This is a genomic window from Luteimonas sp. TWI662 (assembly GCF_039673825.1).
Classification (GTDB): Bacteria; Pseudomonadota; Gammaproteobacteria; order Xanthomonadales; family Xanthomonadaceae; genus Luteimonas.
Window position 1 is genome coordinate 34,758 of the sequence record NZ_JBDJMI010000003.1, and the last position, 19,088, is coordinate 53,845.

Genomic DNA, 19,088 nt, shown 5'->3' on the forward strand with positions numbered 1-19,088 from the left:
ACACGCTTTCCGGAAAGGTCGAGGTCGGTCATGCGAACGATGGTCATGGGGACTGGACTCGCTTGAAAAGAAGGAAAAGGGTCGCGCCATGCCCTCCATGGCGCCGCATTGCGGCTTCGGAATCGTGCGTGACAGGCAGCCCGGCACGCGGTGCGCACCCGGCATTGTCGGCGCAGCCGTCGCGGACAGGCAAACGCGGCGCAGTGGCCTCAGACGTCCTTGCGCCCGCGCAGCAGGCTCAGCGCGAAGCCGCCCACGACGAGCACGCCGAGCAGCAGCACCCCCCACAGCGTCCAAGTCTTCCAGTCGCGCGTGGGCACCGGCGCTTGCAGTGCCGCCGCGCCGGCCAGCGGTGCCATCGCGCCGGGCGCGGCGTTCGCCGGACGCCAGCCGGGGCCATGCTGGGCGCGCAGCGCATCGAGCAGTGGCGCGACCGGCGCATCGGTGCGCGCCGCACGGGCGCTGCCGGCCTGCAACGCATAGGGCGCACGCCCCTCGGCGACGAACACCAGCGTCTCGGGCCGGTAACCCAGACGCAGCGCCGGCGGCGCGCCCGGCGCCGCGGTGGTCGGCGTCAACCGCCATTGGCGATCGCGGACCGGCGCCGGTAGCGCCAACGGCGGCGACCGACGCAGGTCCGGGCCGCTACCGGCCTGGTACACCACGTGATCGGCGGCCACGACGCGCCAGGGGGCATCGTCGGCATCGCGTCGCTCGAGCGTCCAGCGCCCGGTGCCGTTGCCGGCCAGCGCGATCTCGATCCGCTCGACCGGGAAGCGACCATCGCTGCGATAGACGATCGCGCCGCGCTCGCCGGCCGGCTGCGGTGCCGGCACCTGCCAGTGCCAGGCCACCGGCGCCTGCACCGGCGCCAGTTCGGCCTCGACCGCCTGCAACCGGAGCGGCGCGGCGGCCGCACGCAGCGGCGTGAGTCGCAGATAGCGCGCATGGATCGGGGTGGGCAACGCGATGCGCCGTTCGATCAGCCGCTGGGCGTCGCGGCGCAGGTCGAGCACCCGGGCCTCATCGTGCACGCTGCGCCACTGGCGCAGGTCGTCCGACATCTCGATCCGGTAGGCCTGCTCGAACGGCGGCTGCGCGTCGTCCCAGCGCAGCGCGAGCGCGTCCACCGGCCCCTCGATCGCGCTGGCATCGACCAGGAACGCACCGGCGGCATCGCCGCCCGACGCGCGCATCTGCACACGCCGCAGGCTCCCGTCGGCGGCGATCTCGCTGATCGCAGCGATGTCGCCATCACGGCGCCCGGTGTCGGCGGGCAGCGGGAACCACGGCAGTTCGCGCCGTGTCGGCGTCGCCGGCGCCATCGAGGCATCGACGAAGGCCGCCGGCACCGGTCGGCCGTCACCGTCGACCACGATCACGTCGCGCAGCGACGGCGACCAGAGCTGGGCGTAGATCTCGGGTGTGAGCGTGATGCGATAGGCACTCGCCGACGGCTCCTCGAGCGTCAGTGGCCACTGCACAGCGAAGTCCGCTTGCGCGGCGGCGAGCGCGGATGCGCCGAGCAGACAGGCAGCGATGGCGGGACGGAATCGGATCATGCGGGCGCCTCCTCGCGGGGAGCGACGGCGCGCGGCGGCGCCGGCGCGAAGAAGCCCACGACCGTGCACAGCAGGCCGTAGGCGATGAACGAGCCGATGCCCCAAAGGTTGCCGAGGTGGCCGCGATCGACCAGCACCAGCTTGGCCAGCACCACCGCCATCAGCACCGCACCGGCGAGCCAAAGCGCGCGCTGGCCGCGGCGCGAACCGATGATCCAGCCCAGCACACCAAGAATGCTCCAGACCACCGTCAGGCTGGTCTGGGCCAAGCTGCTGCCGGCCAGGCGCGGATTCCACGGCGCGCCGCCCCAGTGGTGCGCGGCGCGCAGAGTGATCGCGGTGAAGAGCACGAACGCCAGCAGCGACAGCAGCGGGACGCGCGGCGCGCCCGGCGGCGCGGTGCCATCGGGCGACCACATCCAGCGGGCCAACAGCAGCACAACGGCGATTTGGGCCAGGTCGAGCGGATTGAGCAACGCAATCCAGGGCAGCGGCGCACTGTCGCCACGATTACCCAGCGCGACCAGCCACCACAACGCGAGCACGCTCAACAACACGCCGCGCAACAACGTGCGCACCGGATCGAAGCGCTCGCCCAGCGGCTGCGCCAGCCATGGCCAACGCCACAACGACAGCGCCGAGACGACCAGCCATGGCAAGGCGATCGCGACCGCGAACCAGCCGCCGGCCAGCCCGGCCATGTCGGCGACGTGTGCCAGCAGCAGCGACAGCACCAGCGGCCAAAGCAGCCACCACAGCAGTTGCGCAGCGCGCGCCAGGCGATCCTCGCCCGCGCGCAGGCACACCAGGCCGCGGAAGCCAAGCACGGCGAACACCGCCCAGGCGGGGGCGCCGTAGCCGGCGAACGGCTGCACGTGTGCATGCATCTGCCAGAACGCCAACGGCGCAGCGACCAACAGCGCGGCGAACAGCGTCCCACCGAGCGCCGGGTCGGGCCGTCGGTGATGGACCTCGGCCGCGAGCCAGCCTGTGACCGCGGCCAGCACAAGCATCGCGTCCGGCAGCCAAGTCGACAGCACTGCGCGTGCCAGTTCCTGGCTCCAGGCGCCCAGCCACCAGGCCAGCGCCCAGACATAGGCGATGCGCGCGACCGGCACGCGCCCGGCCTGCCGGTAGGCGGCCGCAATCGCCAGGCCCGACAGCGCGATCAGCAACGCACCGACGAAGCCGCCGTTGGCGAACACCGGCTCGACCGGGCGCGGCCAGGCGGTGGCGCCGAGCGCATAGGCCACCGCCGCGGCCAGTTGCAGCCCCACGCCGGACAATTGCGGCAGCAGGCGGCGCTGGCGCAGGCCCAGCCAGACCAGGCCGGCGCCTTCAAGTGCGAACACGCAGGCGGTCGCGCGTGCCGACAGCGCCAGCGGCACCGCCAGCGTGGCGAAGCCGACCGCGAGCAGTGCGTAGGCCTGGCCGAGCACCGCCTCACGGCGGCGCCGCAGCAGCGCCCAGGCCAGCGCGGCGTAGACCGCGGCCACGCCCAGCGCGCACAGCGCGAGCGCGAACGTGCGCCCCTGCAGCAGGCCGGCCTGCAGCGAGAACGCGACCAGCGGGGTGCCGAACACCAGGCAGCCGTCGACGAGATCGCGCCGCGACGGCGGCCGGCGCCGCGCGTAGAGCAGTGGGATGGCGAGGTAGAACGCGAAGAACAGCGCCAGGAACGGCTGGGTCGTGGCGAAGTCCGAAGGGGTGTAGCGCAGCACGCCCCAGATCGTGCCGATGCCGAAGGTGAAGGCAAAGCCCAGCAGGTTGAGCACCCGCCAAGCCCGGAACCAGGCGATCCCCAGGATCGCGGCATTGAGCACCGCGTAGTACGCGAACAGCGCGACATGGCTGCCGCCGCCGCTCGACAGCCAGATCGGCGCCAGGAACCCGGCCAGCACCGCGAACACCGCCAACGCGCGGGCATTCTGCAGCACCGCCAGCACGCCGGCACCGGCGACCAGCGCCACACTGGCGGCGAACGCGATGCTGCCGGGCAGCAGGCCGAACTGCTTGTACGCCGCGAACACGACCAGCAGCAGGATGCCGATCATCCCGCCCTGCAGGCTCAGCGCAAACGTGCGGTGGCTGTCGCGGCGGTGCCAGCCGAACGCCAGGCCGCCGATCGCCGCGGCCGCGACCGCGGCCAGCCGCAGCTCCACCGGCACCGACAGGTACCCCTGGTCGCTGGCGTACTTGAGCAGTGCGGCGACGCCGGCGAACAGCACCAGCATGCCGATCTTCACCGGTACGTTGCCGGTGGTGAACCAGCTGCGCACCCAGCGCGCCGCACGCGACAGCGGATCGGGACCTGCCGGCGGCGTCGGCGATCCGGGCGCCGTCTCGGACCGAACAGGCGCGGGACCTGGGTCGGCATCGAGCCAGGCCGCGCGCGGCGGTGCCGACGGCAACGGCGGTGGCACCGAGGCAGGCCGCGGCGGCGAGGGGTTGGCCAACGACGACGCCTGGTTGCGGTCTGTGATTGGGCCGTCATCAGCCCATGGGCTGGAGGCATCGTCGAACGCGTCGTCCTGCCCGTCCGCCGCCGGCGCAGCGGCAGCGACCGCCGCGCCCGGCGTTGCGCTCGCGCGCGCCTGCAGCGCTTCGAGCTGGGACTCGAGCCCGGTCACCCGGCGACGCAGGTCGGAGACCGCCACCGCCGTGACGATCAGCATGACCGGCACGGCCACCAACAGCGCGACCCCCAGCAAGAGCAATGCTTCCATGGCGCCTATCCGTCCGCGCCGACGGCGCGTCTGGGCGCACCTTACCCGGCCGGGCGCGAAAACGAGAAGCCCCGCACGAGGCGGGGCTTCGGGTCGAGCATGGGCGTGCGACGGCTTACTTGCCGGCAACCACCCGGGCCAGTTCCAGGCACTTGTTGGAGTAGCCCCACTCGTTGTCGTACCAGGCCACGAGCTTGACGAACGTGGCGTCGAGCGCGATGCCGGCCTCGGCATCGAAGATCGAGGTGCGCGCATCGCCGCGGAAATCGGTCGCCACCACCTTGTCCTCGGTGTAGCCCAGCACGCCCTTGAGCGCGCCTTCGCTCTGCGCCTTGATCTCGGCCTTGATCTCGTCGTAGGTCGCCGGCTTCTCCAGTTCGGCGGTCAGGTCGACCACCGACACGTCCGAGGTCGGCACGCGGAAGCTCATGCCGGTGAGCTTCTTGTTGAGCGAGGGGATCACCACGCCGACCGCCTTGGCCGCACCGGTCGAGGACGGGATGATGTTCTCCAGGATGCCGCGACCGCCGCGCCAGTCCTTGTTGGACGGGCCGTCGACGGTCTTCTGGGTCGCGGTCGCCGCGTGCACGGTGGTCATCAGGCCACGCTTGATGCCCCACTTGTCGTGGATGACCTTGGCCAGCGGGGCCAGGCAATTGGTCGTGCACGAGGCATTGGAGACGATCGCCTGGCCCGCGTAGCTGTCGTGGTTGACACCGTAGACGAACATCGGCGTGTCGTCCTTCGACGGCGCCGACAGGATGACCTTCTTGGCGCCGGCATCGATGTGCTTCTGCGCGGTGTCCTTGGTCAGGAACAGACCGGTGGACTCAATCACGACCTCGGCGCCGACCGCGTCCCACTTCAGGTTCGCCGGGTCACGTTCCTGGGTCAGGCGGATCCGGGCGCCGTTGACCACGAGCGTGTCGCCGTCGACCGACACCTCGCCCTGGAACCGGCCATGCACCGAGTCGTACTGCAGCATGTAGGCCAGGTAGTCGGGCTCGAGCAGATCGTTGATCGCGACGATCTCGATCTCGCCGTCGAAATTCTCCACCGCAGAGCGCAGCACGTTGCGGCCGATGCGGCCGAAGCCGTTGATGCCTACCTTGATCGCCATGAATCCGGACTCCTGCAGCCGCGCGGGTGCGGCACGTGAAAGGGAAGGAACGCCATGCCGGCGATGCCGGCATCGGAGACAGCACCGCCGATTCTACCGCGAGCCCGGATCGCGCGTAGTCGCGCGGCCCAAGCGCAGAACGATCGCCATGGCGTTGATCGGGATCAAGGCGCACACCTGGCAAGCGGCGGAGACTGGCGCCAGTTCCCACGAAGAGACCGCCACGATGCGTCCGCTGTCCATTGCCCTGCTTGCCCTCGCCTGCGCTGTTCCCGCCCTCCCCGCCGCCGCCCAGTCGGCCGGCGAGTGGACCGTCGCGATCGGCGCCCACAACGTCAATCCCAAGTCCGACAACGGCACGCTGGCCAACGGCACCCTGCCGCTGTCGATCGGCAGCAGCACCCGCCCGACGATCGCGGTCGAGTACTTCGTGCGCGACAACCTCGGCGTCGAAGTGCTGGCCGCCACGCCCTTCCGCCACGACATCGACATCAAGGGCCTGGGCAAGGTCGGCAGCACCAAGCACCTGCCGCCGACGGTGAGCCTGCAGTACCACTTCAACAGCGCCGGCGCGGTCTCGCCGCTGGTTGGCGTCGGCGTCAACTACACCACCTTCTTCGACGAAGAAACTCGCGGTGCGCTGGCCGGATCGCGTCTGGCACTGAGCAACTCCTGGGGTCTGGCCGCGCACGTCGGCGTCGACTTCAAGGTCGGCAACGGTGCGATCCGCGTCGACGCGCGCTGGATGGACATCGACAGCGATGTCCGCGTGGATGGCGTCAAGCTGGGCACCGCGAACATCGACCCGCTGGTCTACGGCGCGGCGTACGTCCTGAAGTTCTGATCCATCGAGTCCGACAGGCGGCGCATCCGATACAATGGATCGGATGCGCCGTTTCGTTCTGTCGTTTTGCCTGCTCGCCCTCGCGGCGACCTCCTCGTCCGCACTCGCCTGGGGCCAACTCGGCCACCGGCTGGTCGCCCAGCTTGCCGAGCGCGACCTCACGCCGCAGGCGCGGGCGCAGGTCGATGCGCTGCTCGCAGGCGAACCCGATCCAACCCTGGGTGGTATCGCCTCCTGGGCCGATGCCCTGCGGGAGCACGACCCGGCACTGGGCCGCCGCTCGGCGAAATGGCATTACGTCAACATCGGCGAGTCGGCCTGCCGCTACCAGGCCACGCGCGACTGCCCGAACGGCGATTGCGTGGTCGAGGCGATCGTCGCCCAGACCGCGATCCTGGCCGACACCGCGCGTCCGCGCGCACAACGCGTCACCGCGCTGAAGTTCGTCGTGCACTTCGTCGGCGACGCGCACCAGCCGATGCACGCCGGCTACGCCCACGACAAGGGCGGCAACACCCACCAGATCAATCACCGCGGACGCGGCACCAACCTGCACGCGTTCTGGGACAGCGGCATGCTCAACAGCATCGGGCGCAGCGATGCCGACTGGCTGGCGCATCTGAGCACGCTGCCGCCGCCTGCACCCGCGGCACGCGTGCTGCCACCGCCCGCGCAGGACTGGGCCGAAGCCGCCTGCCGCATCGCGGTCGCACCCGGCGTGTATCCCGCGCGCGGCCGGCTCGGCCAGGACTATGTGAGCGTCCACCTACCGACCGCCGAGCGGCAGTTGCGCGACGCCGGCGCCCGGCTCGGCGCCCTGCTCAATGCCGCGCTGGCGCCCGCGGCGCCCTGAATCGCGCGAACCTTCCCGTCACGGCGGGCTCCTACAGTGCGCTGGCCCGCCCGCAGGAGCCGTCCATGCCGCCCGAGGTCACCCCGTTCTTCCACGCCGCCAGCAGCACGTGGAGCTACGTCGTCCGCGATCGGCGCTCGCGCGCGGCTGCGCTCATCGACCCGGTGCTCGACTTCGACGCCGCATCGGCCAGGACCGCCACGGTGTCGGCCGGCCACCTGCTCGATCATGTGCGCAGCCACGAGCTCGACGTGCAGTGGATCCTGGAAACCCATGCCCATGCCGATCATCTTTCGGCAGGCGACTGGCTGCGCCGGCAATTGCCCGCCGCCCGCCTGGCGATCGGCGAGGGCATCCGCACAGTGCAGAAGACCTTCCGGCCGATCTTCAACCTCGGCGAACACGTCCTGGAGGACGGCTCGCAGTTCGACCGACTGTTCGCGCCCAATGCCGAGTTCGCCATCGGCGAGATGACCGCACGGGCCATCCCCGTGCCCGGACACACCAGCGACAGCAGTGCGTATCTGATCGGCGATGCGCTGTTCACCGGCGACTCGTTGTTCATGCCCGACGGCGGTACCGCGCGCTGCGATTTCCCGGGTGGCGATGCGGCGACGCTGTACCGCTCGATCCAGCGGCTGTTCGCCCTCCCCGACAGCACCCGCGTGTTCGTCTGCCACGACTACGGGCCGGGCGGTCGCCCGGTGGCCTGCGAGACGACGATCGGCTGCCAGCGGCGCGAGAACATCCACGTGCGCGAGGGCATCGATGAAGCAACGTTCGTCGCGATGCGCACCGCGCGCGATGCGACACTGGCGATGCCGGCACTGCTGCTGCCGGCGGTGCAGACCAATCTGCGCGCCGGGGCGCTGCCCGAGCCCGAAGCCAACGGCGTGCGCTATCTCAAGCTGCCGATCGACACGTTGTAGCGACGCGATGCCCCCGCGCTTTACCCGGTATCGCCGCATCGTTATTCTCGGACGAACATAACGCCGAGGTCCGACGATGCCCCTGTCCCGCCGCTTGGTGCCAGCGCTGTTGCTGATGCTGCCTGCCTGGGCCGGCGCGCAGGAGGCAGGCGGGCATGCGACCGCCGGGCGCGCGTCCGCACCGGTGGCCGCATCGCCGCACGTGGTGCCGCTCGACGAGGGCGCGCGCGCGACGCTGCAACGGCGCGACCTCGCGTTCGACGACCACGGCCATGCACGCCGTTGCGAAGGCGTGTCGCTGGCTGCGCTGCTGCAGGCCAGCGGCGCGATGCCGGTCGCCCCGCTGCGTGGCGGCGACCTGACACGCTACGTGCTGGTGCGCGCGCGCGACGGCTACCGTGCGCTGTTCTCGCTGGCCGAGCTCGACCCCACGCTCGGTGGCCGCACCGTCCTGCTGGCCGACCGCTGCGATGGCCAGCCGCTGGATGCGGCCCACGGTCCACTGCGGTTGGTGATCGACGGCGACACGCGCGCGGCGCGCAGCGTGCGCCAGGTCGAGCAGATCGTCGTGGTCGCTGCCCCCTGATCCCGAACCGGACGCCTTGCGATGCTCCCCTCGTTCTCCAGCCATCTCCGTGCCTGGCTGCTGCCCGCCCTGCTCCTGTTCGCGGCCGTGCCCGCCTCCGCGCAGGCCCCGCTGACGGTGTTCGCGGCCGCCAGCCTCAAGGAATCGCTCGATGCCGCCGCCGCGCAGTACACGCGCCAGACCGGCCAGCCGGTCCGTGTGTCGTACGCGGCCAGTTCGGCATTGGCGCGCCAGATCGCGCAGCGCGCGCCGGCCGACGTGTTCGTCTCCGCCGACCAGGACTGGATGGATTGGCTGGCGCAGCGCGGGATGATCGACGCCGCATCGCGACGCAACCTGCTGGGTAACCGCCTGGTGCTGATCGCGCCGGCCGACAGCGCCGCGCAGCCGTTCGCGCTGGACGCGCGCAGCGACCTGCTGCCGCTGCTGGGCCCGCGCGGCCGGCTGTCGCTGGCCCTCACCGCCAGTGTGCCGGCCGGCAAGTACGCCAAGGCGGCGTTCGAGTCCTTCGGCACCTGGAGCGTGCTGCGCCCACGCGTCGCCGAGTCCGACAGCGTGCGCGCCGCGCTGGCGCTGGTCGCCCGCGGCGAGGCGCCGCTGGGCGTGGTCTACGCAAGCGACGCGCGCGCCGAGCCGCGGGTCAAGGTGCTGGCGACGTTTCCGGCCGGCAGCCATCCGGAGATCATCTATCCGGTCGCGCGGGTGGCGGGCAGTGCGCAACCGCGCCAGGCCGACGCGTTCATGCACTGGCTCGACGGCGATGCCGCGGCGGAGATCTTCCGCCGCCACGGCTTCACGATCCGCTGAGCCGCACGATGGCGTCGACCGCCTGGTACGCCTTCTCGCCGGACGAGCTGGTCGCGATCGGGCTGAGCCTCAAGGTCGCGACCGCGGCCGCGCTCGGCAGCCTGCCGCTCGGCATCGCGATCGCCTGGCTGCTGGCACGCCGGCGCTTTCCGGGCAAGGCGCTGCTCGACGCCCTGGTGCATCTGCCGCTGGTGCTGCCGCCGGTCGTGGTGGGGTACGCATTGCTGGTGATGCTCGGTGGCAACGGCCCGGTGGGCCTGTGGCTCGAAGAGACCCTCGGCATCAGCGTCGCGTTCCGCTGGACCGGTGCCGCGCTCGCCAGCGCGCTGATGGGCTTTCCGCTGATGGTGCGCACGATCCGTTTGTCGATCGAGAACGTCGACCGCCGGCTCGAGCAGGCGGCCGCGACGCTCGGCGCCGGGCCGTGGCGCGTATTCCTGACGATCACGCTGCCGCTGGCCTGGCCGGGCGTGGTGGCCGGCGCCGTCCTCGCATTCGCCAAGGCGCTGGGCGAGTTCGGCGCGACGATCACCTTCGTCTCCAACATCCCTGGCGAAACGCAGACCATGTCCTCGGCGATCTATGGCCTGCTGCAGGTGCCCGGCGGCGAAGCCGGCATCTGGCGCCTTGCGCTGGTCGCGGTCGCGATCTCGCTGGCGGCGCTCTTGGCCTCCGAGTGGCTGGTTCGCCGCCAGCGCACAGGCCGTGACGCATGAGCCTGGCGATCGACATCCAGCTGCGCCTGGGCAGCTTCGCGCGCGCGGTGCGTATCGACGCCGATCAGCGCGTGGTTGCGCTGACCGGGCCATCCGGCGCAGGCAAGACCAGTGTGCTCAATGCGATCGCTGGCCTGGTGCGCCCCCACGCCGGGCGCATCGAGATCGACGGCCGCGTGCTGTTCGACAGCGCACGCCGGATCGACCTGCCGGTGCATCGGCGACGCGTGGGCTACGTGTTCCAGGACGCCCGGTTGTTCCCGCACCTGGATGTGCGGCGCAACCTGCGCTACGGACGCCACACGGGCCCCCAGACCATTGCGCTGGATGACGTGGTCGAGCTGCTCGGCATCGGCCATCTGCTCGCGCGACGACCGGCGCACCTGTCGGGCGGTGAGGCGCAGCGCGTCGCGATCGGCCGCGCCCTGCTTTCGCAGCCGGCGGTGCTGCTGTTCGACGAGCCGCTGTCGGCGCTCGACCAGGCGCGCCGGGAGGAATTGATTCCCTGGCTGCAGCGCGTCCGCGACGAAGTCCGACTGCCGATGCTCTACGTCAGTCACCATCCCGACGAGGTCCGGCGGCTGGCCGATACCGTGCATGTGCTCGACGGACCGGTCGCATCGACGACGCGCTGTGAGGGCGAAGCGCTCACACATCGATGACCTTCGGCACTGCGTGCCGTCGCCTGGGATCGCCATCCTGCCGCTCCCGCATCTCGTGTCGGCACCCATGCTCCAGTCGCGCACTCCGTCGCTGCTTCAGCGTCCCATCGTCGTTGTCCTGCTTGCGGTGGCGGCCGGCCTGCTGCTGCGCTCGGCCATCGGGCCGGAGCCCAATGCCTGGCTGATCTGGTTCGCCCCCGTACCTACACTGTGGCTCGCGCTGTCGCTGCGCCGCCGCGGGCTGGCGCACCTGGCGGTCCTGATCGCCACGCTGGTCGCGGCCACGACCTATGCCAGCTATCTGCGCATGCTGATGCCGGCCCCGTTCGCGGCGCTCGCCGTGTGCGGGTTCGCAGCGGGCTGGTGGCTGGCGATCATGCTGGCGCAGCGCATCGTGCTGCGCTTCGCCCGCTGGTGGACCGTGTTGGCCTACCCACTGACGTGGGCCGCCATCGACCTGGTCATGGGCCGACAGCTGCCCGACGGCCAGTGGGGCAGCGCCGCCTACAGCCAGAGCGAGTGGCTGCCGATGCTGCAGACCACCGCGCTGGGCGGCACGCCGGCCCTGCTGTTCGTGCTCTGCCTGCCCGCGTCCGGGCTCGCCTTGTGGCTCGCGACCTCCTGGCCTGCCCGGCAGCGCATCCTCGCGCTCGCCGTGGCCGCAATCGTGCCGCTGGCGGCGTTCGGCTACGGCAGCGCCCGACTGCAAGCTGCCCCGGAGGCCAGCGGCCACCTGCGCATCGGTCTGGCGTCGATCGACGACCTCGTGCTGCCGCGCATGCCCGAGGCCGTCGCGACCGAAGTCCGCGAGGGCTATGCCCGCCTGGTGGCCCAACTGGCCGACGAAGGCGCCGAGTTGATCGTGCTGCCGGAGAAGGCCGCCATCCTGGCGCCCGCAGCCGCGACGGTCTGGCAACGCGACTTCGCCGCGCTCGCCCGCCAGCACGGCGTGTGGCTCGAAGTGGGCGTCGGGATCGACGATGGCCGCGCGCCGCGCAACCAGGCCTGGCTGTTCGACCCCGAAGGGCGGCTGCGCCAGGACTACGAGAAGCTGCGGCTGGCCCCGCCCGAGCGCCGCCAGGGCTACCGCCACGGCAGCGAGATCGCGGTGCAGGAGATCGACGGCCTGCGGACTGGCCTTGCGATCTGCAAAGACATGCACTTCGCCAGCGTCGGCCGCCGCTACGGTCGCGATGCTGTCGGACTGATGCTGGTGCCGGCCTGGGACTTCGACTATGTCGACGCCTGGATGGGCGCGCGCATGACCCTGGTACGCGGGGTGGAGAATGGCTACGCGGTTGTTCGTCCCGCGCGCGAAGGCCTGATGAGCGTCAGCGACGGCTGGGGCCGGCTTATCGCCGAGGCGCCGAGTGCACCACTGCCCGGCGCCCGGCTCCTGGCCGAGTTGCCACGCACTTCACCCGGCATGACGCCCTACGCGCGGGTCGGCGACGTGTTCGGCCTGCTCTGTCTGCTCGCGACCCTGACGTTGGTACTGGCGACATGGCGCCGCGGTCACGCCTCCCCGACGGCGCGCCGCACACACTGAGCGCTCTCGCCTCAAGGCATCGCCGATGCGTCGTCCACGCAAGCAGTCGGTTCCGGTCGAACACACCCGACGCTACCTGGAACCGGGACCGGTCGTGCTGCTGTCGACCGCCCACCGCGGCGAGCGCGGGATCATGACGCTGGGCTGGCACATGATGCTGGGCGACGACCTGGTCGGCACCTACATCTGGCAGGCCAATCGCAGCCACGCACTGGCCAAGCGCAGTCGCGAATGCGTGATCAACCTTCCCACCGATGCCCTGCTCGACACCGTCGTGGGCATCGGCAATTGCAGCGGCCGTGAGGGCGACAAGTTCGAACGTTTCGGGCTGACCGCGCAGGCGGCGACCGACGTCGGGGCGCCACGGATCGCCGAGTGCCATGCGAACTTCGAATGCCGGCTGCACGAGACCCGGATCACCGCCGACTATCCGCTGTTCGTCTGGCGCGTGGTCCGCGCACACGTCGCGGCGCGGCCGGTATGGCCGCGGACCGTGCACTACCGGGGCGACGGTCGCTTCATGATCGCCGGCCCGACGCGCTCGCTGCGCGCGCTGTTTCGGCCGGAGATGCTCGACCAGTGAAGTACCCGAACGGGCGTCGCGGTCGTCGCGACGCCCCGTGCGCAACCGCAGGCAGGGTGCCTGCGGGCAGGCTCAGAAGCTGTAGGTGAAGGTCAGCTGGCCGTTGCGCTTCTCGCCGTAGGCGCCGTAACCGTTGACCTGCGCCAAGTATTCCTTGTCCAGCAGATTGTTGAGGTTGGCCTGCACGGTCCACTCCGAACCCAGCTGATAGCGCACGAAGGCGTTGACCAGCGCATAGCCGCTCTGCTCGAGCTGCAGGTCGTAGGCCGGCACCGGGTAGTAGATACGGTTCTGCCAGTTCACACCGCCGCCGACGGTCAGCGCCGGCAGGCTGCGCGGGGTGTAGCTGGTGAACGCCTTGAGCGTGGACTGCGGCAGGCGCGTGTTGATGTCGGCGCCATTGATATCCTTGGCCACGTAGCGCGATGCACCGAACGTCGCGTTCCAGCCCGGTGCCAGTTGGCCGTTCACCTCGAACTCGAAGCCACGGCTGACGGTGCCGCGCGCGGCGATGGAGGCGAACTCGTTCGGATGGCCCGGAATCGGTGTGGTCGTGATCTGGGCCACGTTGTCCTGCTCGATCCGGAATACAGCGAACGATGCATTCAAGCGGTTGTCGAACCATGCACCCTTGACACCCACCTCGTAACTCTTGCCGTCGACCGGATCCAGATAGTTGTAATTGATGTCGCGCGCGACCTGCGGCTGGAAGATTTCGGTGTAGCTGGCGTAGGTCGAATACGTGTCGTTGATCTCGAACACCAGGCCGGCATACGGCGTGGTCGAGGTGTGGCTGCGATCGGCCAGTTCGCCCTCGCTCTGCCACTCGGTGTAGCGCGCGCCGACGATCAGCTTCAACGGATCGGCCAGCGACAGGCGCGTGGCCGCGTAGGCCGCCTTCTGGGTGATGGTGCCCTCGCTGGCCAGGCTCAGCGGGTTCCAGATCGGCTGCGGGAAGTTCCGGAGGTCGTCCGGATAGACGATCGGTGCCCAGCCGCCCTGGTAATCACCGTAGTTGGCGAAGTCGCGCTTGTTATAGCTCAGGCCGCCCATCACTTGATGCTCGCGGCCGAACAGCTGGAAGGGGCCTTCGACATAGCCGTCCACCGCGTCGACCTGGCGCTCGGTGTTGTACAGGCCCGCCGACGGCGTCACGCCCGCACCGGTGTCGCGGTCGAGCAGCGAGCCGCCGGTGACCCAGTCGTTGTATGCCGGGTAGAACAGCTTGTCGTTGGCCTTGGTGCGGTCGTGGGTGGCGCCCACGCGCAGGTTCCAGCCGCTGGCGAAGGCATGTGTGAGGGTCGCGAACGCGCGCTTGCTGGTGGTGTCCCAGTAGGTCCACTCGGGGTTGGCGTTGAACGATGGGCCGTACGGGGTTCGAGTACCGTCCGAATACAGCATCGGGAAGCCGCCCCACGTCGCCCCGTCGGCGCGCTTGTGCTGGTAGTCGTAGCCGACGCTGAGCTGGGTGTCGGGCGTGAGATCGGCATCGATCACCACGTAGCCCAACTGCTTGCGCTGGCTGTAGCGCTCCATCTGGGCATCGGTCTCGAGATAGCTGCCGATCGCACGAGCGCGCACGGTGCCGCTGGCATTGAGCGGTGTGGTCACGTCGACAGTCGTGCGGTTACGGCCCCACTCGCCGATGTTGAGCGACACGCTACCCGTCAGCTCGGCGCTGTCGGCATGCTTGCGGACCAGGTTGACCGAGGCCGACGGATTGCCCGCGCCGCTGAGCAGGCCGGTCGCCCCACGCACGATCTCGACACGGTCGTACAGCGCCAGGTCGAGCCCCGAATCGCCATAGCTCCAGTTCTGCACCATCTGGGTCGGCAGCCCGTCGAACTGGTAGCTGTCGATGTAGAACCCGCGTGCATAGAACTCGGTGCGCTCGCTGTCGGACTGCGTGCTGCTGACACCGGTGGTGTTGGCCAGCACGTCGATGATGTCATCGAGATTCTGGTCGGCAATGCGCTCGTGGCTGATGATGCTGACCGACTGCGGGATCTCGCGCGCAGTCAGGTCGAAGCGCGTACCGGCCGACGTCCGGCGCACCGAGTAGCCCTCGGCGCGCTCGCCCTTGACCTGCAGACCGTCGAGGGTGGTGACCCGGTCGGCGGCATCGTCGGCGATCGCGCCCGACGCGAAGCCCAGGGAGGACAGCGCGACCAGAGTCGCACAGGCGAGCGGTGCCCGCCGGATGGGGGCGACATGCAGAGGACGACGGCGCATGGGGATTCTTCTGGTTGTGGCGGGGAGGGGAACCGCGCGACACAGCCGCATCGCGCCGATACGCGAATGCTAACGATTCTCAATCAATCCCGCCACCCAAACCGGGGTCAGAGTGCAATTTCCCCGCAAACGTAACCATAAATTGCACTCTGACCCCGGTTCTGGACGGTCTGGCATCCACCGTGCCTGCACATCGGCTGGCCGATAACGCCCTCCATGTTCATCCGCGCCTGGCTCGCCCTGCTTCTGCTGTCGCTGAGCGCTTGCGACGGCTACCCACGCGATGCCCAGGGCAGTACCGAGCGCGCGCGACAGACCATGCGTGTCGGGGTCAGTCACGATCCGCCGTTCGTCGAAGTGCGCGCTGGCCGGGCGCCGACCGGTCGTGAGATCGAACTCGTCCAGGCCTTCGCGCGCGACCACGGCTACACGATCGAGTGGGTCGAGGGCGGACACGACCCGTTGATGACGGCCCTGCTCGGCAACCGCTTGCACTTGGTCGTCGGCGGTCATGGCACGGACTCTCCCTGGACGGATGTCGGCTGGTCGCGCGCGTTCGTACTGCGCGCCCCCGGCGGCGGCTTCGCCCGACGCCGGTTCGCGCTGCCACCCGCCGAGAACGCCTGGCAGTTGTCGATCGACCGCTATCTCCACGCCCGCGAGCGGACGCTGCGATGAGCGCCGACGCCCTCCGTCCGCAACCGCCGCCCGTCGAACGCACGCCCGACCCGCTCGGGCCGGCGCAGCAGCGCGAACTTCAGCGCGCCGCCCACTTGTGCTGGTGGTCGCTGGGACTGCTGGGCGCGGTGTCGGTGATGATGTACGTCGCGATGGGCGGCTCGAAGGCGATGCAGACCGCGCTGGTCGAGGACCTGCTGAGCCTGTTGCCGCCGGCCGCGTTCCTGATCGCGCTGCGCTTTCGCGCTCGCGGCGTCGATCGCACCTACATCAACGGTCGCGAGCGCGCGTTCGACATCACCTTCCTCGCGTCCTCGGTCGCGCTGACCGGCATGGGCGCCCTGCTCGTGCTCGACGGCCTGCACGTATTGATCACCCGGGCGCGTCCGGTCGTGGGAACCGTCGTCATCGGCGACACGGTGGTCTGGCAGGGCTGGTTGATGATCGCCGCGCTCGCCGTCTCGGCAATCCCGCCGGTGATCCTGGGCCGCCTGAAGCTCAAGGTGGCGCTCGAACTGTCGTCCAAGCCGCTCTACACCGACGCCGACATGAACAAGGCCGACTGGATGACCGCGCTCGCGGGCATCGCCGGCGTGCTCGGCATCGGCTTCGGCCTGTGGTGGGCAGACGCCGCGGCCGCGATCTTCATCGCCATCGAGGTGCTGCGCGATGGGGTGCGCAACCTGCGCAACGCCGTGCGCGACATGCACGACGCCCGCCCGCAGCACGCCGACCGCAGCGATCACGATCCCCTGCCCGCCCGGGTCGGCGAAGCCGTTCGCGCCCTCGACGGCGTCCGCACGTGCCGCGTGCGCTTCCATGAAGAAGGCCTACGCCTGTCGGGCGTGGTGTTCGTGGAGACCGAAGACGGCACCCTCAGCACCGCGATGGCGCAGGCCGTGCGCGAGACCGCCCGCGCCGTCCACTGGCGGATCGACGACGTCACCGCGACCGCCGCGCAATCGCCGCGCAATCGCCGCGCACCCCGGCCGCCTGAGCCACAACCGGGGTCAGAGTGTAATTTCGAGCACCATCACCCAGCCCATCGCACCGAATAAAGAAGTCAAGCACGCTGCCCCCGGTTTGGGAATGCGTCATCACGAACCACACGCAGCGCCGCCCGCCTGCGCGACCAGGCGCACGTCCGGTAGGCTTGCCGGCATGACGTCCCATCTCCAAGACTTCGACGCCGCCGTTGCCCGCATCCGCGCCCACGTCGACGGCCCGCTGCACATCGGGGCCCCGCTGGGCATTGGCAAACCGCACCGGCTGCTCAACGCCCTGTACGCCGCTGCAGTCGCGGACCCCTCGCGCCCGCTCACCCTCTACACCGCTCTGTCGCTCGACCCGCCTTCGGGCGGGGGCGACCTGCAGGGCCGCTTCCTCGGCCCATTCGCGCGACGCCACTTCGGCGAGGATTTCATCCGGCTCGACTACGTGAAGGCGTTGATGCGCGACGCCCTGCCGCCGCACATCAGCGTCGAGGAGTTCTACATGCAGTCCGGCGCGATGCTGGGCTCGTCCCAGGCGCAGCGCCGCTACGCCAGCCTCAACTACACGCACGTGGCGCGCGCGCTCGTCGACCGAGGCGTCAACGTGCTGGTGCAGAAGGTTGCGGCCAACGAGGACGGCAGCCGCCTGTCGCTGTCGTCGAACACCGATCTGACCTTCGACACCATCGACGCCCTCGTCCAGGCCGGTCACCCGCGCCCGCTGCTGGTGGCCGAAATCGACCCCGAACTGCCGTGGCTCGGCGGGACGGCCGCGGTCGATGCCGGATTCTTCGACCTCGTCGTGACGCCGCCGCCCCCGTACCCGCGCCTGTTCGGCCTGCCGCGGCAGCCGGTGTCCGATGCCGACTACGCGATCGGGTTCTACGCCAGCACGCTGGTCCGCGACGGCGGTACGCTGCAGATCGGCATCGGCGCGCTGGCCGACGCGCTGTGCCACGCGCTGGCGTTGCGCCACATCGACAACGCCGCCTACCGCCGGGTGCTGCAGGCGCTCGATCCCGACCTGATCGCGCATCCCACCGTCGTGGCCTGCGGTGGACTCGACCCGTTCGAGACCGGCCTGTACGGCTGCAGCGAAATGATCAACGAGGGGTTCAAGCGCCTGGTCGAGGTCGGCGTGATCCGCCGCAAGGTTGTCGACAAGGCCGCATTGATGCGGCGGGCCAACGACGGCACCGCCAGCGCGCTGGACCGGGAGCTGATCGAGCGCGACGGGGAGTTTCTGCACGGCGCGTTTTACCTCGGTTCGCCGGACTTCTACGCCTGGCTGCGCGGGCTCGACGACGACACCCGGCGCGGCATCGGCATGAAACGCGTGGGCGAGGTCAACGAGCTCTACGGACTCGACGAAGGGCTCGAGCGCCTGCAGCGCCGCGATGCGCGTTTCTTCAACAGTTGCATGATGGCGACCGCGCTCGGCGCCGCGGTCTCCGATGCCCTCGACGATGGCCGCGTGGTCTCGGGCGTGGGCGGGCAGTACAACTTCGTCGCGATGTCACACGCGCTGCCCGACGCGCGCTCGGCGCTGCTGTTGCGCGCCACGCGCGAGGCCGGCGGCCGCTATGAATCGAACATCCGCTGGCAGTACGGGCACACGACGATCCCAAGACACCTGCGCGACCTCTACATCACCGAGTACGGCATCGCCGACGTGCGCGGCGCGACCGACGAGGACTGCGTGCGGGCGATGGTGCGCATAGCCGATGCCGAGCACCAGCCCGCGCTGCTCGAACGCGCCCGTGCGGCCGGCAAGCTCGATCCCCGCTTCGTCCGGCCACCGGCCTGGAACCGGAACACCGCCGTACGCCTGCGTGACGCCCTGGCACCGCTGCGCCGCGATGGCACCCTGCCGGCCTATCCGCTGGGCAGTGACTTCGACGCCGTCGAACAGCGCCTGCTGCAGGCGTTGGCCTGGCTCAAATCGGCCTCCGCGACCCGTGCCGGCAAGCTGCGCACCATGCTCGCGGCGCTACGTGAGGGCAGGACCGACGACACCGCCGCGCTGCAACGCATGGCCCTCGATGCGCCTCACGGGCTGCAAGAGCGCCTGCTCGCGCGCCTGCTCGCACTGGGGCTGCGCCGCACCGCGACAGCCGACAGCGCGCCCCCCTTGTCGGGCGACTGACCGGCCCCGGCAAGCCTCCATGCGCCCCCGGACAGGTGCCGTGCTGGCATGCGGCCTGCCGGCACCGAACACGCCAACTGCCCGCCGTTCCGACGACGAGGGG

16 protein-coding genes are annotated in these 19,088 nt (G+C 70.3%); 12 read left to right on the forward strand and 4 right to left on the reverse strand.

Annotated features, from left to right (window positions below; genetic code table 11):
- Positions 1-209: 209 nt before the first annotated feature.
- The 3 genes from ABE488_RS03845 to gap form a co-directional block, all read right to left on the reverse strand.
- Entirely contained in the window at positions 210-1,562 is a 1,353-nt protein-coding gene (locus tag ABE488_RS03845; protein ID WP_346447222.1) for a DUF3999 domain-containing protein, read from the reverse strand.
- Entirely contained in the window at positions 1,559-4,288 is a 2,730-nt protein-coding gene (locus ABE488_RS03850; RefSeq protein WP_346447223.1) for a DUF2339 domain-containing protein, read from the reverse strand. The genes ABE488_RS03845 and ABE488_RS03850 overlap by 4 nt, the downstream gene beginning before the upstream one ends.
- A 115-nt stretch (positions 4,289-4,403) precedes the next feature.
- Positions 4,404-5,408 carry a type I glyceraldehyde-3-phosphate dehydrogenase gene (gap, locus tag ABE488_RS03855; RefSeq protein ID WP_346447224.1) on the reverse strand — a complete coding sequence of 335 codons (1,005 nt, stop codon included), beginning with the start codon at positions 5,406-5,408 and terminating at the stop codon, positions 4,404-4,406.
- 226 nt (positions 5,409-5,634) lie between these two features.
- Here gap and ABE488_RS03860 point away from each other — a divergent pair, with 226 nt between their 5' ends.
- From ABE488_RS03860 to ABE488_RS03900, 9 genes are all read left to right on the forward strand, one after another.
- Positions 5,635-6,252, forward strand: a complete 618-nt coding sequence (locus ABE488_RS03860; RefSeq protein ID WP_346444611.1) for an OmpW family outer membrane protein — start codon at positions 5,635-5,637, stop codon at positions 6,250-6,252.
- A gap of 43 nt (positions 6,253-6,295) precedes the next feature.
- Positions 6,296-7,105, forward strand: coding sequence for a S1/P1 nuclease (locus ABE488_RS03865; protein WP_346447225.1), 810 nt, complete (start codon positions 6,296-6,298; stop codon positions 7,103-7,105).
- A 65-nt stretch (positions 7,106-7,170) separates the two neighbouring features.
- Positions 7,171-8,034, forward strand: a complete 864-nt coding sequence (locus ABE488_RS03870; RefSeq protein ID WP_346447226.1) for an MBL fold metallo-hydrolase — start codon at positions 7,171-7,173, stop codon at positions 8,032-8,034.
- A gap of 76 nt (positions 8,035-8,110) precedes the next feature.
- Positions 8,111-8,620 (forward strand): molybdopterin-dependent oxidoreductase, encoded by a 510-nt coding sequence (locus tag ABE488_RS03875; RefSeq protein WP_346447227.1) that lies wholly within the window; start codon positions 8,111-8,113, stop codon positions 8,618-8,620.
- A 21-nt stretch (positions 8,621-8,641) separates the two neighbouring features.
- Positions 8,642-9,427, forward strand: coding sequence for a molybdate ABC transporter substrate-binding protein (gene modA, locus ABE488_RS03880; RefSeq protein WP_346447228.1), 786 nt, complete (start codon positions 8,642-8,644; stop codon positions 9,425-9,427).
- Between the two features lie 8 nt (positions 9,428-9,435).
- Positions 9,436-10,143, forward strand: a complete 708-nt coding sequence (gene modB, locus ABE488_RS03885) for a molybdate ABC transporter permease subunit (RefSeq protein ID WP_346447229.1) — start codon at positions 9,436-9,438, stop codon at positions 10,141-10,143.
- Positions 10,140-10,805, forward strand: coding sequence for a molybdenum ABC transporter ATP-binding protein (gene modC, locus ABE488_RS03890; protein ID WP_346444544.1), 666 nt, complete (start codon positions 10,140-10,142; stop codon positions 10,803-10,805). The genes modB and modC overlap by 4 nt, the downstream gene beginning before the upstream one ends.
- A gap of 67 nt (positions 10,806-10,872) precedes the next feature.
- Positions 10,873-12,354, forward strand: coding sequence for a nitrilase-related carbon-nitrogen hydrolase (locus tag ABE488_RS03895; protein ID WP_346447230.1), 1,482 nt, complete (start codon positions 10,873-10,875; stop codon positions 12,352-12,354).
- A gap of 25 nt (positions 12,355-12,379) precedes the next feature.
- Complete coding sequence (locus ABE488_RS03900) at positions 12,380-12,937, forward strand: flavin reductase family protein (protein ID WP_346444540.1); 558 nt, start codon at positions 12,380-12,382, stop codon at positions 12,935-12,937.
- A 72-nt stretch (positions 12,938-13,009) separates the two neighbouring features.
- Here the strand turns inward: ABE488_RS03900 and fhuE are convergent, their stop codons facing one another.
- Entirely contained in the window at positions 13,010-15,169 is a 2,160-nt protein-coding gene (fhuE, locus tag ABE488_RS03905; protein ID WP_346447231.1) for a ferric-rhodotorulic acid/ferric-coprogen receptor FhuE, read from the reverse strand.
- Positions 15,170-15,385: 216 nt separating this feature from the next.
- Between fhuE and ABE488_RS03910 the strand changes: the two genes are divergently transcribed.
- The 3 genes from ABE488_RS03910 to ABE488_RS03920 all read left to right on the forward strand — a co-directional run bounded on the left by ABE488_RS03910 (position 15,386) and on the right by ABE488_RS03920 (position 18,985).
- A complete protein-coding gene (locus tag ABE488_RS03910; protein WP_346447232.1) occupies positions 15,386-15,847 on the forward strand; it encodes a transporter substrate-binding domain-containing protein in 462 nt (153 codons plus the stop codon).
- Positions 15,844-16,905, forward strand: coding sequence for a cation transporter (locus ABE488_RS03915; RefSeq protein ID WP_346447233.1), 1,062 nt, complete (start codon positions 15,844-15,846; stop codon positions 16,903-16,905). The genes ABE488_RS03910 and ABE488_RS03915 overlap by 4 nt, the downstream gene beginning before the upstream one ends.
- A 103-nt stretch (positions 16,906-17,008) precedes the next feature.
- On the forward strand, positions 17,009-18,985 hold the full coding sequence (locus ABE488_RS03920; RefSeq protein ID WP_346444533.1) for an acetyl-CoA hydrolase/transferase C-terminal domain-containing protein: 1,977 nt from the start codon (positions 17,009-17,011) through the stop codon (positions 18,983-18,985).
- Positions 18,986-19,088 lie beyond the last annotated feature (103 nt).

Excerpts from the sequence above, each read along its gene's own strand:
- ABE488_RS03845 (WP_346447222.1), bottom strand. The coding sequence starts at position 1,562 with ATGATCCGATTCCGTCCCGCCATCGCTGCCTGTCTGCTCGGCGCATCC.
- ABE488_RS03850 (WP_346447223.1), bottom strand. The coding sequence starts at position 4,288 with ATGGAAGCATTGCTCTTGCTGGGGGTCGCGCTGTTGGTGGCCGTGCCG.
- gap (WP_346447224.1), bottom strand. The coding sequence starts at position 5,408 with ATGGCGATCAAGGTAGGCATCAACGGCTTCGGCCGCATCGGCCGCAAC.
- ABE488_RS03860 (WP_346444611.1), top strand. The coding sequence starts at position 5,635 with ATGCGTCCGCTGTCCATTGCCCTGCTTGCCCTCGCCTGCGCTGTTCCC.
- ABE488_RS03865 (WP_346447225.1), top strand. The coding sequence starts at position 6,296 with ATGCGCCGTTTCGTTCTGTCGTTTTGCCTGCTCGCCCTCGCGGCGACC.
- ABE488_RS03870 (WP_346447226.1), top strand. The coding sequence starts at position 7,171 with ATGCCGCCCGAGGTCACCCCGTTCTTCCACGCCGCCAGCAGCACGTGG.
- ABE488_RS03875 (WP_346447227.1), top strand. The coding sequence starts at position 8,111 with ATGCCCCTGTCCCGCCGCTTGGTGCCAGCGCTGTTGCTGATGCTGCCT.
- modA (WP_346447228.1), top strand. The coding sequence starts at position 8,642 with ATGCTCCCCTCGTTCTCCAGCCATCTCCGTGCCTGGCTGCTGCCCGCC.
- modB (WP_346447229.1), top strand. The coding sequence starts at position 9,436 with ATGGCGTCGACCGCCTGGTACGCCTTCTCGCCGGACGAGCTGGTCGCG.
- modC (WP_346444544.1), top strand. The coding sequence starts at position 10,140 with ATGAGCCTGGCGATCGACATCCAGCTGCGCCTGGGCAGCTTCGCGCGC.
- ABE488_RS03895 (WP_346447230.1), top strand. The coding sequence starts at position 10,873 with ATGCTCCAGTCGCGCACTCCGTCGCTGCTTCAGCGTCCCATCGTCGTT.
- ABE488_RS03900 (WP_346444540.1), top strand. The coding sequence starts at position 12,380 with ATGCGTCGTCCACGCAAGCAGTCGGTTCCGGTCGAACACACCCGACGC.
- fhuE (WP_346447231.1), bottom strand. The coding sequence starts at position 15,169 with ATGCGCCGTCGTCCTCTGCATGTCGCCCCCATCCGGCGGGCACCGCTC.
- ABE488_RS03910 (WP_346447232.1), top strand. The coding sequence starts at position 15,386 with ATGTTCATCCGCGCCTGGCTCGCCCTGCTTCTGCTGTCGCTGAGCGCT.
- ABE488_RS03915 (WP_346447233.1), top strand. The coding sequence starts at position 15,844 with ATGAGCGCCGACGCCCTCCGTCCGCAACCGCCGCCCGTCGAACGCACG.
- ABE488_RS03920 (WP_346444533.1), top strand. The coding sequence starts at position 17,009 with ATGACGTCCCATCTCCAAGACTTCGACGCCGCCGTTGCCCGCATCCGC.